Origin of the sequence: Heliomicrobium undosum, from assembly GCF_009877425.1 — a bacterium.
Lineage (GTDB): Bacteria > Bacillota > Desulfitobacteriia > Heliobacteriales > Heliobacteriaceae > Heliomicrobium > Heliomicrobium undosum.
On record NZ_WXEY01000016.1, the window covers coordinates 1 to 13,713 of the forward strand.

General features: G+C 55.5%; 12 protein-coding genes. 4 read left to right on the forward strand and 8 right to left on the reverse strand.

What is annotated here, in order from left to right; all coding sequences use genetic code 11:
• Positions 1 to 513: hypothetical protein (locus tag GTO91_RS17860; protein WP_207709027.1), on the reverse strand; the 513-nt coding region annotated here is incomplete at its 3' end.
• Positions 514 to 799: 286 nt separating this feature from the next.
• Here GTO91_RS17860 and GTO91_RS12790 point away from each other — a divergent pair.
• The 3 genes from GTO91_RS12790 to GTO91_RS12800 all read left to right on the forward strand — a co-directional run bounded on the left by GTO91_RS12790 (position 800) and on the right by GTO91_RS12800 (position 3,701).
• Positions 800 to 1,549: a methylenetetrahydrofolate reductase gene (locus GTO91_RS12790; RefSeq protein WP_161259122.1), complete on the forward strand. Its 750-nt coding sequence runs from the start codon at positions 800 to 802 to the stop codon at positions 1,547 to 1,549.
• 177 nt (positions 1,550 to 1,726) lie between these two features.
• A complete protein-coding gene (locus GTO91_RS12795) occupies positions 1,727 to 2,404 on the forward strand; it encodes a LytTR family DNA-binding domain-containing protein (RefSeq protein WP_161259123.1) in 678 nt (225 codons plus the stop codon).
• 151 nt (positions 2,405 to 2,555) lie between these two features.
• Entirely contained in the window at positions 2,556 to 3,701 is a 1,146-nt protein-coding gene (locus GTO91_RS12800; protein WP_161259124.1) for an acetyl-CoA hydrolase/transferase C-terminal domain-containing protein, read from the forward strand.
• 238 nt (positions 3,702 to 3,939) lie between these two features.
• Here GTO91_RS12800 and GTO91_RS12805 read toward each other — a convergent pair whose 3' ends face one another.
• From GTO91_RS12805 to GTO91_RS12825, 5 genes are all read right to left on the reverse strand, one after another.
• Positions 3,940 to 4,377 carry an EamA family transporter gene (locus GTO91_RS12805; protein ID WP_161259125.1) on the reverse strand — a complete coding sequence of 146 codons (438 nt, stop codon included), beginning with the start codon at positions 4,375 to 4,377 and terminating at the stop codon, positions 3,940 to 3,942.
• 316 nt (positions 4,378 to 4,693) lie between these two features.
• Entirely contained in the window at positions 4,694 to 5,695 is a 1,002-nt protein-coding gene (locus GTO91_RS12810; RefSeq protein ID WP_161259126.1) for a tripartite tricarboxylate transporter substrate binding protein, read from the reverse strand.
• 43 nt (positions 5,696 to 5,738) lie between these two features.
• A complete protein-coding gene (locus GTO91_RS12815; RefSeq protein WP_161259173.1) occupies positions 5,739 to 7,241 on the reverse strand; it encodes a tripartite tricarboxylate transporter permease in 1,503 nt (500 codons plus the stop codon).
• 41 nt (positions 7,242 to 7,282) lie between these two features.
• Positions 7,283 to 7,873, reverse strand: a complete 591-nt coding sequence (locus GTO91_RS12820) for a tripartite tricarboxylate transporter TctB family protein (protein WP_235919587.1) — start codon at positions 7,871 to 7,873, stop codon at positions 7,283 to 7,285.
• A gap of 118 nt (positions 7,874 to 7,991) precedes the next feature.
• Complete coding sequence (locus GTO91_RS12825; RefSeq protein ID WP_161259128.1) at positions 7,992 to 8,990, reverse strand: tripartite tricarboxylate transporter substrate binding protein; 999 nt, start codon at positions 8,988 to 8,990, stop codon at positions 7,992 to 7,994.
• 678 nt (positions 8,991 to 9,668) lie between these two features.
• Here GTO91_RS12825 and GTO91_RS18695 point away from each other — a divergent pair.
• The gene (locus tag GTO91_RS18695; RefSeq protein ID WP_161259129.1) at positions 9,669 to 10,760 is read left to right on the forward strand and encodes an HD-GYP domain-containing protein; all 1,092 of its coding nucleotides are present in this window, start codon (positions 9,669 to 9,671) and stop codon (positions 10,758 to 10,760) included.
• Positions 10,761 to 10,885: 125 nt separating this feature from the next.
• On the opposite strand, the gene GTO91_RS12835 is transcribed toward GTO91_RS18695, so the two are convergent.
• Complete coding sequence (locus tag GTO91_RS12835) at positions 10,886 to 11,908, reverse strand: methyltransferase (protein WP_161259130.1); 1,023 nt, start codon at positions 11,906 to 11,908, stop codon at positions 10,886 to 10,888.
• A gap of 33 nt (positions 11,909 to 11,941) precedes the next feature.
• Positions 11,942 to 13,654, reverse strand: a complete 1,713-nt coding sequence (locus tag GTO91_RS12840) for a methyl-accepting chemotaxis protein (RefSeq protein ID WP_161259131.1) — start codon at positions 13,652 to 13,654, stop codon at positions 11,942 to 11,944.
• Between the last annotated feature and the right edge of the window lie 59 nt (positions 13,655 to 13,713).

Sequence of the window (13,713 nt, forward strand, 5' to 3'; positions counted from 1 at the left end):
ATAAATGATGGTTTTGGAATAATTTTTGGAAATTTCAAGTACCATTCCCTTTTTTTCAAATATGTAATTGCTTTTTATAGACCATATAGCACCGATTCCATACATAACTATGCTTAGATGTAAAATCGGTAGGAACGTCGGGAAGTTTTTTACTTCATTTTCAAAAGATATATTTATGAAATTCGAGGCAACCAAAACAAGTGTACTTTCCGTTATAATTGGTATTGAATAAGTAATGATTGTATAACGGATAGCAATGGGCCAATTAATTGATAGTATGTAACTTGAGGCTATGGCAAAAAAAGAAAAGTTAATAAAAATTCGCAACGGGTAAGGAAAATGAAGTACGTATAGTGAGCATGATAACAATGCTTCTACCAAGGCTAATGATAGTATTTTTAAAGCTAATTCCCTTTTGTATATACCAATTATTTGCGCTACTAGAAAATTAAGGGCGGCGCTTTGAGGAATCGATATAAGAATTAATGTAAAGGCGAATTCAGTTAAATCCATTCCATTACCCCGCCTTATCTTCCTAGCGCGAATTCCAAAAAGATGTCTTTTTGCCCTAAAAAAGTAACCCTACGAAAAATTTCATAAACAATTATACAACATTGTTTTTGTTGAAATTCGTCGAATTTTGTCCTTTTATCCATTCTCATTCTAATTATTTCTTCTTCCATTCATTGGAATATCAATTCATCAATGGCAATGTCATGCTTTTATTTTTTACTTGATGTATTGACCAATGGTAAGTTAAACTGAAATAACATGATAACCCTCGAATGGAGGTCTGCCCATGACACGCATTACCGTCGAACTTGTCCCCCGCTCAGAAGAGGCGCTCATCTCCGAACTTGAGATGATTCAGCAAGAGTTCCCGCAGGTCATGGGGATCAACATACCTGATTTGCTGCGCTTTCCTCTGCGCAGTTGGGATGCCTGCACCTGTGCGAAGCGCTATTTTGAGACAGCCATCCCCCACATCCGGGCCATTGACCTGAATCCGGATATGCCATTGCAGATGGCCGAACAATTGCAACAGGATGGGATTACAGAGGTCCTTATCGTGACGGGCGATCCGCCCCAGGATATGTCCCGCAAGGTGTATCCCACGACGAGCATTGACGTGATCCGCCGGTTCAAGCGGGAACTGCCCGGCATGAAAGTCTATGCCGCCATTGATCCCTACCGGTATAGCTTGCGGAAGGAATACGACTACATTAAACGTAAGATCGATGCCGGAGCGGACGGATTCTTTACGCAGCCATTCTTTGATCTGCGTTTTATGGAGATCTATGGTGAAATGCTCGAAGGACAACAGGTTTTTTGGGGTATTTCTCCGGTGACGACGGAAAAGTCGGCTTGCTACTGGGAAACGAAAAACCATGTCGTTTTTCCCGCAGGTTTTGAACCGACTTTGGAATGGAACATTCGCTTCGCCCGAGAGGTGCTGGACTTTGTTGAGCAATCCAAGGCGAATATGTATTTCATGCCGATTCGCACGGACCTGCGCGCCTATTTGCATGGGATTTTCTGCAATTCATAAATACTAATCCCCCACCGCCCCGGCCCAGGCATTGTCCCTGGCCCAGGGGCGCTCGGCGTTTTTTTAATATTCGAAATCTTAATCTTCCAACTATATAATACGAGAAGATGTACTAAAAGACACACCTGCCCCGTTAATTTTTTGAAAAAACTTACAGCACTGAAAGGAGACCGCGCTGTGGACATCCCTTTTGAGAACCTTTCGGGTATTGTTAAAGCCATCAGTCGCATCCTGCCCTGGGATGTCTCCATCGCCATTTCCGAACATGACCGGTTCGTCTACTACCAGCCCAGTTCCACCGTCGACCTGAAGATCAAGCCGGGCGATCTCATCAAGGAGGGCAGCGTGACCATGCAGGCCCTTCATTCGGGCGGTCCCATCTCCATGTACATGGAAGAGGATCTCTACGGCGTTCCTTATTTCGCCATCAGCACCCCTCTACATGAACTGGGCCTGGAGAAGTCCTGCCTGACGGCGGTGATCCCGCCCTTTTTGGCCAATGAGATCGTCAAACTGCCGCGCCACAAGTTTCTCATCGGCAAGAGTGAAGAAAAGTGGATCCCCATCCCGCTCGAAGAGATCGCCTACATTGACTCGGAAAACGGGCGGACCCGCATCTTTACCGAAGATGACCAGTACATCAACAAGCACACCCTCTTTGAACTGGAGTGGCTGCTGCCGCGAAACCAGTACATCCGCTGCCACCGGGCCTATATCGTCAACGTGGACAAGATCGCTGAGATCCTGCCCGATTTTCACTCCACCTTCCTCCTTTCCTTAAAGACAAAACGCAAGACCCAGATCCCCGTCAGCCAGCGCTACGCCAGCCACTTCCGTCGGCTCATGGGCTTTTGAGGCGATTTTTTGCGATTCCAAAGGTGTTTTTTCTCGCTTGTCCACTATTATTCTCGTTTGACCGAAAATGGCTGAAAAGCGCAAACTTTTTGTGATATTCTCCACTGTGGTTCTGTCTTTTTTTATAGTACATATATTAGGAGGATTTTGAATGCTTTCCCAACGCTTGCGCAATGCCACCCTGAGAGAACGCATCGTAACTGCAGAAGAAGCAGCGTCCTGGATCGAGGACGGGATGACCCTCGGCTTCAGCGGGTTTACCGCAGCCGGCGACGTAAAAGTGATCCCCCTGGCTTTGGTCGAGCGTGTGAAGAACGAAGGAAAGCCGTTCAAAGTCAACGTCTATACCGGGGCTTCCATCAGCTCCCACATTGACGGCATCCTGGCCGAATCGGGCATCGTTCACCGCCGCCTGCCCTACCAGTCGGAAAAGCGCATGCGGACCGCTCTCAATAAGGGCGATGTCTGCTACATGGATCAGCACCTCTCCCATACGGCGGAACTGCTCCGTTCCGGCGCCATTCCGCCCGTCGACGTGGCCCTGATCGAAGCGGCCGCCATCACCGAAGAGGGACACATCATCCCGAGCACCTCTGTCGGCAACTCCCACATCTTCGTCGCCCAGGCCAAAGAGGTCATCATCGAGTTGAACGTCGCCCAGCCCCTGGCCCTGGAAGGGGTCCATGACATCTACGATCCCGGCTACCAAGGGCACCGTCAGCCGATTCCCCTCACCCAGGTGGGCCAGCGCGTCGGCACGACGGCGATTCCTGTCGACCCGGCCAAGATCCGCGGCAAGCTGGTGCTCCGCCCGCAGGAGATGTCCAACAACCCCGGCCTGATCCGCCGCCTTGGCCTGATCGCCATCAACACGGCCCTGGAAGTGGACATCTACGGCCATGTCAACTCGACCCACGTCATGGGCACCCAGATGATGAACGGCATCGGCGGCTCCGGCGACTTCGCCCGCAACGCCCGCCTCACCTTCTTCTGCACCAAGTCCTACGCCAAAAACGGCAAGATCTCCAGCATCGTTCCCATGTGCTCCCATGTGGACCACACGGAACACGACGTGGACATCATCGTCACCGAACAGGGCCTGGCCGACCTGCGCGGCCTCTCCCCCCGGGAGCGGGCCAAGCGGATTATCGAGAACTGCGCCCATCCCTCCTACCGTCCCCTGCTGCGGGCTTACTACGAGGAAGCCGTGGCCCGCGGCGGTCACACGCCCCATGTCATTGAAAAGGCCCTCTCCTTCCATGCCCGGTACGTGCAGACGGGGTCGATGCTGGAGTAGGGCTGTCTGAAGAAGATTTTTCGTAAAAAAAGATACCCGAATGGGAAAGGGAGTTGGACGCTCGATCCAACTCCCTTTTTTCTTCACCCCAACCCCATGTTTATGCGGTTTTGCGGGCTATTTTCTTCAAGAACCGGGCGCAGTCATTGTTCACAGAGCCGCGCTTTGCGTCCCGTCATTCAACCAGCGATGCACCCAAACGATAATGACTGACGTTTCTATTTTTTTCCTTATACAATTAGAGAGGTGAATCGCCCTGATTGATGAAGTAGAGCCCCACCAGACACAGGACGATCCCGAGCACTTTTTTGGCTGACAGCGCCTCGCTGAACACCAGCACCCCGATGGGGATGATCAACAGCGCCACAGCCGTATTGGAGATGACCGGCGCAACGCTGATGTTGCCGCCAGCCCGGTAGGCGAGCATAAAGCCCATCTCCAATCCGACGATGGAGATGCCAAGGGCGATGCTGGTCCAGTTCACCTTTTTGAGTGATTCGAGGAGCCCCCCCTCCTGGCTGAAAAACGGCAGGAGCAGCAGGCAGGCGACCATCGCGGTCAGATAGGTCGTCGCCAGCGCCACGACGGGGTTGCTGTTCTGGGGCGTGATTTTCAAGAAAAAATGGTAGGCGATGTTGGCGATGATGGTGAGTCCGATGGCGAGATAAAACAACAAACGCGACGACTTCCCTTCTGATCATTCTCAGCCATCATTGTACCAGATGCGCGGCTGTTGATACACTTGCCTGGTTATTCACATTTTCCACAGACCCCACGGCATTCACATTGTTCACATTACCCACGTTCCACACATTATCCACATTACCCACAAGACCTTTGTTATCCACGCTACCCACATTGTTCACACTGGTATACCGGCGCTCTCCCGGCAAAATCGAGTTGGGTCACGACTCGTTCCAATAGGCAATATGAAAAAGCCGGGGAGTCCACGCCCTCCGGCACACTCCCCGGCCTTTCCTTTCCCTAGGATCTTATTTGCTCCGGTTCAGCCCGTATTCCTCGATCAGCCCTTTGGCCTCCTCATAGTACTGGTCGCAATATGCGGTAAATTCTTCACCGGACATATACTCAGCCGGTTGGCCGATCCTTTCCATATCTTTTAAGTACTCGGGATCCTTGCATATGTTTCGGAAACCTTCGCGGAGCGTTCTGACGATGGCCGGATCGGTTCCGGCCGGCACGGAAAAGCCCCGCCGTATGTCGGACACAAAGTGGAAGCCCAGTTCTTTGAACGTGGGGACTTCTTTGACCATGTCGTGCCGCTTTTCTGCGGCGATGCCCAGCGGCCGCAACTTATCGAGGCTGCGCATCATGTCATTGAGGTTGCCGATGATGGCGTCCACATGCCCGCCCAGGAGGGCCACGTTCTGGTCAGCCGACCCCTGGAAGGGCACCGGCGTGACGGTGATGCCGAGGACATCCTGCATTTTCAGCAAGGCCATGTGGTGACCGGTAAAGGTGCCCACGATGCCGACGGTCATTTTCCCCTCCCGCTTCTTGGCCTCGGCGATGAATCCCTTGACATCCTCGATGCGGCTTTCCTTATTGACGATGAGCATCTGAGGATCATTGACGACCTGAGCGATGTGGATAAAATCATCCTTCTTGAAGGTGGCCTGCGGGCTGAGGGACTGAAGGATGAAGTGGGGCGCATTGATCCCTCCGATCGTATAACCGTCGGGACGGGCCCGGGCGATCTCGGTAAACCCAACCTGGCCGCCGGCGCCTACCTTATACTCAAAGGCGAGGGGCTGGTTAAACTGTTTCTTCCAGTACTTTTCGACGATCCGCGCCTGCACGTCGCTGGAGCCGCCAGCGGTAAACGCGATGATTAAGGACACTGGTTTGTTGGGATAGGCGCCGGAAGCGCCGCTGCCTGCCCCGGCAGTCCCTTTGGCGCAGCCGCCCAGCGTCAGAACAAAGGCCAGCAATACGGTTATGCCCACTATCTTTTGCAGCCTGGAAAAAGCCATTGGCTCTCCCTCCAATCTAACGATTATTTACCCCTTCAACCCATCAACTCTCCTCACTGACCACGGGAGGACCGCCGCCGCCGGTTTTTTTGTAGCGTCCATAGAGGGAGAGCGCGGTAAGGGAAAAAGCCAGCACCAGCAAGGCCAGGCTGATGGGCCGCTGAAAGAGGATGCTCAGGCTTCCTTCCCCCATGCTGAGCGTCTGTTTCAGCGACGTTTCCAACATGCCGGCGAGAACAGTCGTCAAGATGAGGGGCGCGGCAGGCATTTCGATCTTGCGCATCCACCAACCGAGCAGACCGAAGAACAGGGCGATCCAGACATCCATGAGTTTATTGCGCACGCTGTACGCGCCGATGAATGAACTAACCAGCACGACCGGGGCCAACAGCGGGTAGGGAACCCGGACCAGCCGTGCCCAGAGACCGACCAGAGGCAGATTAAGCACCACAAGGATGACGTTGCCGATATACATGGAGGCGATGATCGCCCAGACGAGGTCAGCGTTCTTTTCAAACAGCGTCGGCCCCGGCTGCAACCCGTACATCATAAACCCGCCGAGCAGCACCGCCAAGGCAGGCCCGGAGGGGATGCCGAAGGAAAAGAGCGGGACAAAACCGCCGCTGGTGGTGGCGTTGTTGGCGCCTTCCGGGGCAGCCACGCCCACCAGGCTGCCCTGACCGAATTCCTCGGCGTCTTTGGCCAGGCGCTTTTCGGCGTCATAGGCGACAAAGGCGGTCACAGCGGGACTGCAGCCCGGCAGGAGCCCGAGAAAAAAGCCGATGCCGGTGGACCGGAGCATGGCTGGCAAGGTCTGCCGGATATCGTCCCAGGTTGGCATGAGACCGGTCAGTTTGGCCGTATAGACCTGGACAGCCGGGTTTTCCACGTTGGAGAGGATTTCGGCGACGGCAAAAAGGCCGATGACAACACTGATGAAGTCAATGCCGGACATGAGATCCACCTGGCCAAAGGTGAATCGCGACACGCCGGTGATGGGATCCATGCCGACCATGGCTACCAGAAAGCCGAGGAGCGCCGAAATCAGCCCCTTGATGATCGAGCGCCCCGTCAGGTTGACGACGACGCTCAAGGCCAAGCACATGAGCGCCACATATTCGGGCGGACCGAAGCGGAGCGCCCAGCCGGCAAGAGCGGGGGCAAAAAAGGTGAGTCCGATCAAACTCAGCGTTCCGGCGACGAAAGAAGAGATGGCGGCAATGGCCAATGCCGGTCCCGCCCGCCCCTTTCGCGCCAGCGCATAGCCGTCCATCGCCGTGGGCACCGAAGCGACCTCGCCGGGGATGTTGACGAGGATGGCTGTGGTGGATCCACCGTACATAGCCCCGTAATAAATCCCGCAGAGCATGATGATGGCGGGCGCCGGGTCGAGGATAAGCGTCAAGGGTAAAAGCATGGCGATGCCCGATGTGGGGCCGAGGCCCGGCAACACACCGACGAGCGTCCCTAGCAGGCAGCCGAGAAAGGCAAAAAACAAATTGCCGGGTGTCAGGGCGTCGGCAAAGCCGTGGAGCAACGGCGTCATATATTCCACCGGCTTCGCCTCCTCACATGAGATCGAAGAGATTAAAAACCGCTCCAACCGCCCGGCAACGGCATGGTGAGCAGCTCTCGAAAAACGAGGATAGCGATTGCGCCAACGAGCACTCCATAGAGCAGACACCGCCATAGGGCGTACCGGCCGAGGCGGCGGGCGAGAATCGCCACCAAGCCGACGGTTGCGCTGCCGAATCCCAGGAGGTCAATCGCCAGCACATATATGGCCAAGGTCAGAAACAGTTCCGTTACGGCCAACGCTTCCCCTTTTGCCAGAAGCGGCTCTTGCCGGTCAGGCGCCTTCTGACTCTTCGCCTGAAGAATCTTTGCCTGAAGGTTTTGCTCCTGATCATCCTGCGCCAAGGGGTCCTCTAACTGCGCCTGTGGGCCGTTCCCTGCTTGCCCATCCTGTTGCTGCGTCTTACGAACGAAGCCACTTCGAAGCGATCGCGCAATCAGCAGAACCGATAAGCAGGCCAGCGCCGTTCCGATCCACAAAGGCAATACCCCCGGCCCCATGCCGGATCCAACCACCCCCTGCGGCATTGCCAAAGCGGAGACGACGGCAGCCAGGGCTAACAGGAAAATTGCGAGGGCCGATGTCAGTTCGGCCTGCCACATATGTATCACCCGCCAAATCCCATTCCCTACAATGTCCCACAGCCTCTATTTCCGCTGCCCCCAAGTCCCCGCTACCTGCCAACCAGCTACGTCTCGCCCACGCGCCTCAGACCGGCTCCTAGGTTTTCTTGTTCAAACCGTATTTTTCAATCAATCCTTTGGCTTCGACGAAGTAGCGGTCGCAATAGGCCGTAAAGTCCTCGCCGGAGAGGTACTCAGACGGCTGTCCGATCTTCTCCATCTCTTCCTGGTAACCGGCGTCCTGGCAGATTTTCCGGAATCCCTCGCGCAGCCGCGCCACTGTCTCGGCATCGGTTCCGGCCGGCACGGAAAATCCGCGCCGGATATCGGAGGTGAAGTCGTAGCCCAGTTCCTTGAAGGTCGGAACGTTGCGGATCACGGAATGGCGCTTTTCCGATGCGATGGCGAGCATGCGGATCTTATCCATCCCGCGCATGACGTCATTCAGGTTGCCGATGATCGCGTCCACCTTCCCCTCCAAAAGCGCCTTCGTCTGATCGGCAGCGCCTTCAAAAGGGACAGCCGTGAAAGATAACCCCATGATATCTTGCATCTTAAGCATCGCCAGGTGATGACCGGAAAGCGCGCCAACGACGCCGATCGACATCTGACCCTTTTTTTGCTTTGCTTCGGCGATAAACTCATTGAGACTGCCGATGGAACTGGACTTATTGACAATGAGCAACTGGGGGTCGTTGACGACTTGCGCGATGTGGATGAAATCATCCTTTTTGAAGGTCGCCTTGGCGCCCAGCGACTGCAAGAGAATGTGGGGCACGTTGACGCCGCCGATGGTGTAACCGTCTGGCGACGCTTTGGCGATGGCGGTGAAGCCGACTTGGCCGCCGGATCCCGTCTTATATTCGATGGCCACCGGTTGGTTAAAGTACTTTCTCCAGTACTTTTCCACGATTTTGGCTTGCACGTCGCTGGATCCGCCGGCCGGGAAGGCGATGATCATGGTGACCGGCTGATCGGGGTACCCGCCGGACGTCTTTTTTGCGCCGAACTGCTCGCAACCCGTGAGCACAATCGCAAGCAACAACAGGGCTACAGGCATAAACCGCGGCAACATCCTCAGCACCGTCTTTCTCACGGACTTCCCTCCCACGATTCTTCAGAACCTAACCTACATTTTTGCATTGTGTAGAGCCGGTTTTTCAGTGGCTGTCCAGAAGTTCTCCTACCGCTGTCGAGAAGTCTCCTCCCACTCTCCAGAAGCCTCTTGCCACCCTGCAAAACCTCTCCAAACAGTGTCCAAAATATCTCGACCACTATCCAATACTTCTAAGTAGATGTTAAAATTCCTTCTATTGTTATCCGATTTATCCCATCCATTAAACGACAAAAACCGGGGGTTTGAAGTAACCTTCCATCCTCACGCAACCGGGCAACGAAACAGACGGTTGCTTGTCCACTGGGACAGCAGTAGAAAAACGCTTCCTGGACTCAGCAAAACCACCAACGAGAGCCTGTTTCAGGAGGATGAACAGGCTACTTATTATATATGAGAAAACAAATGTTTTAGCACAAAAGAATAGCCCCCATTACCGCATGTTTCGGGGACGGATAGGCGGCTTGTGGCATTCCCTCAACTGTCGCACATGCGATCATGGCGACCCTCCCGACTATACCGTTTTTTTGTTGTAGGCTTTCCTCTTCTTGCCATAGCCGCCCGGAATTGGGACCCCGGTTCTATTCCCCTTTGTCCCCTCAGGGACTACAGTTATTACAAAATAAACATTTTACGGGTGATGACATGCGGATCGTATCGGTGAGCAATCTCAAAGTGGGCGATGTCCTGGCCAAAAACATCTATGCCAGCGATGGCCGGGTCCTGCTCAGCCAAGGGGTTGCCCTGACGAGCGGTTATATCGCCCGCATGGTCAACCTGGGCGTCTCGAAGGTTTACATCCAAGACAAGCAACTGGCCGACGTCTCGATTGAAGAGCCCTTGACGGACAAGACGCGAAATGCCGCCATCCAGATTCTTGAGGACATCACCGACACCATCCCCGTCAAAAAAGACGGGCTAATGACGCTCAACAAGGATGAACTCGATCGGGTCAGCAACAAATTCAATTCGGCGCGCTACATCGGCGTCGTCAAAGAGATCGTCAGCGAGTTGATCGGCAATATGGATGTCATGATCCACCTCGCCGATATGCGGGAGCGCTCCGACTTCCTCTTCACCCATTCGGTGACGACAACCGTCCTGTCCACGTTGTGCGGCCTCGGCATGGGCCTTACCCGCAAACAACTGGACGAACTGGCGACAGGTTGCCTGCTCCATGACATCGGTTTCACCGTCATCCAGCCGGAACTGCTCCGCAAACCGATCAACACGATCACCCCCGAAGAGGCAGCGCTCTTTCGCAAGCATTCCGCCGTCGGCCTGGCGATCATGAAAAAACTGCCCGGCATCAGCATCCCGTCGGCCTATGTGGCCAGCCAGCATCACGAGTTGGTGGACGGCACGGGGTTTCCCAACGGGCTGAAGGGCGATCAGATCCACCTCTATTCGCGCATCCTCGCCGTATCCGACTTCTTCGACAACCTGATCAGCGGCAAGGCCGGGAAAAGGCTGCTGCCCCACCAGGCCTACGAGGTCGTCCTGGCCCAAGCAGGCACGAAGTTCGACCTCAACGTGGTCACCTCCTTCGTCCGCCATATCGCCCTCTACCCGAACGGCAGCACGGTGTTGTTGACGACGAACGAAACAGGCGTCGTCGTCCGTCAGACCTCCTCCCCGGCCCGCCCGGTGGTCCGCGTCTTCCGCAAGCGGGTCAGCGGCGACGATGTCGATTTTAAGGAGTATGACATGACGAAGGAATTGACGATATTTATCAAAGAGGTCATTGACTGACAGCGCGTATCCGCGAGCGAAATTTTCCTCGTTTATTGCATGCGAAAACCCCGCCCGCAGCTACCTGAGCTGCACCGGCGGGGTTGCTTGTTCTGCGAAAGGCCTTCTTCACGGTAAAGGGATGCTCACTGAGATGCTTTCTCCGCCAATATCAAATGCTGATGTTCAAGCGGAACCAGCCGCACGTTTTCGTATCTTTTCTCTTCCTCCAGCCACTGTCTGTACTGGTCCATCGTCCAGGTCCCGCCCGTCTTCGTGTTGACAAGCATGTTGACGGCAAACATGGCCGCCATGGGACTGACGGCGCGGACAAAATCGAGGATGGCGATGCGGCCACCGGGTTTCAGCGCGGCGTGGACCCGCCGGAAGAGGGCGAGGTTTTCCTTGGGGCCGTAGATGTGGGAGATGTTCCCCAGAAAGGCGAGATCAAAGGGGCCTTCGACGACGGACTCGGTAAAGTCGATGGGCGCGAAACGAATCGTCTCTCCCGGCGCCAGTTGTTTCTCCATCAACTGGCAGACCTCGGGCGTATCCTGCACCGTCACGATGCATCCTTCGGCGGCGAAGGGACGGGCGTAGTTCAAGGGGCCGCCGCCTAGATCGAGTACGGTTAGCCCGGAGGGGGTTAGACCTTCAAGACAAGGCCGGATCACCGAAACAGCCGATTTGGCGTTTTTCTTCATGGCGGCCATGAAGCCCTGGATGTCCAGTTCCTCCTGGTCCCGCTCCGCAGGCTGGCCCTTGCGCAGCACCTCGGGGATTTGGGACCAACTGCGGATGACATTGAAGGTGTGGATGAGGGCGTGCCCGATGTAGTTTTCACTGTTTTCCAGGAAGAACAACTGCTCGGCTGCTTCCGTCAAGGCCAGCTTTCCATCGCCTGCGCATGACGCAGCCAGGTCGGATGGCATACCAGACTTGACTGATTCGGATGACGGACTCGGCTCGGCTATCTCGATCAGGTATCCCAGCGACTTTAATGCCTCGATGACCGTCCAGAGGGCGCGAACATCGAGGTTGCGCCGCTCGGCCAGTTCGGTCAGGGACATGGGCGTTTCATAGAGGGTGTCGAAGATGCCGGTCTTAAAGGCGGCGCCGACGAGGAGCAGTTCGTTGGGAGCGGCAATCGGTTGGGCCAAGGTTGGCATGGGACGGCCTCCTCTTTCGCATACTTTTCTAGATTATACCTTAAACCCAGCCACGATCCCCTGCATCTCCTCGCTCAATTTGGCCAGCATCTGAGCAGAAGCAGCCACTTCCTCCATCGCAGCCGATTGCTCTTGAATCCGGGCAGCCATCTGCTCCGTGCCGGCAGCGGCTTCCCGGGCCACACCGGCAATCGCCGTAACAGACTGCACAGCCTTCTCGGCGCCTTCCGTGATCTGCCGGGTCGCGCCGGACACGCTCTCGATCTGCGCCACCACCCGGTTCACATCAGCCGCGATGGTGTCAAAAGCCCTCCCCGCCGCGTCCACCGACGCGGCGCCGGCGGCCACCTCGCCTTTGTTTACGTTCATCGCCGCAATGGCTTGAGCGGTTTGCCCTTGAACACTGTCAATCAAGCCGGCGATCTGCTCGGCTGAAGCGGCCGACTGTTCCGCCAGTTTGCGCACCTCTTCGGCCACTACGGCAAAACCCCGTCCCTGCTCGCCGGCCCGGGCCGCTTCGATGGCCGCATTCAAGGCCAGCAGGTTCGTCTGGGCGGCGATGGCTTTGATCGCCTCCACAATCTGGCTGATCTCCTGCGATTGCTCGCCGAGCGCCGTAATCACGTCGCCCATCTGGATGGTCGTCTCCTGGACCTTCCGGATTTTGCGCACGGCTTCACCGGCCTGGATACTCCCGGCCTGAGCCGTTTCAGCCGCTTTTTCCCCGCCCTGACTCGCCGTTTCCACATTCCGGTCCACCAAGAGGATGTTTTCGCACACCTGCCGGATGACTTCGTGCGTCTCATCGACGGCTTTCGCCTGCTTGCCGGCGCCTTTGGCCATATGGCTTACCGTCCCGGCGATATCGGCGTTAAAGGCTGCCGTCTCCTGGGTCGTCGCCGACAGTTGCTGACTCGTGGCCGCGAGGTTTTCTGCCGAGTCGAACACCTGCCGCACAATTTGCTGCAGCGACATCGTCATCCTGTTAAACGCTTCGGTCAGTTGACCCAATTCATCCTTGGAGGTGACGGGCAACTGGCGGGTCAGATCACCGGCTGCCACCGCCGTGGCCCCTTCCAGCATGACGTTGACAGCTGCGCTGATGCGTCCGGCAAACGAAATGGCCAGCCCGATGCCGAGCAACGCCGCCAGTCCAAAGCCGACAAAGGACGCCGTGACAGCCTGGGCGAAGAAGCTTTTGCTTTCCTTCTCGGCCTCGTTGGCTTCGTCGGCATAGGCCTCGATGTACTCGTCAGCCAACTGCATAAATCGGCTTCTCGCCCGATCCGTGTCTTCGTCTATACGCTGGTACTGTTCGGCCATGTCAGCAGGGGACAAACTCGCCCGTTGTTCATAGACGGCGACGACGCGATTGAACTGCTTCAGGTACTCTTCACCGGTAGCTTTCAGTTCCTTCCCCCAACTGCGCTCTTCCTCCGTGTCCGCCTGGGCGATCACCTTGTCGATGAGTTCTCGAAACAACACAGCATCCTTCTGATACTGCGTGATCGTGTCAGCGCGGTGATTGATGATCAGATCGGATTGACTCGTGGAGAGCATGCCCACACAGGTCTTCATTTGGGTGGCGATAGTCTCATCCTGCATTCGCCTCATCTGCGTGTCTTGCGCGCATTTGATCGCTTGCAACATCGTGTAGTTGAAGAAGGCGGAAGCGGAAAAAATCAGCAACAGGGCCGTAAATCCAGCGAGGAGCTTTACTTTCAGAGAAATGTCTCGAAAACTCATCTCGATCCTCCTTTTCATCATCGCGTCCAAGACAAGATTTACACATATATATATCCGCT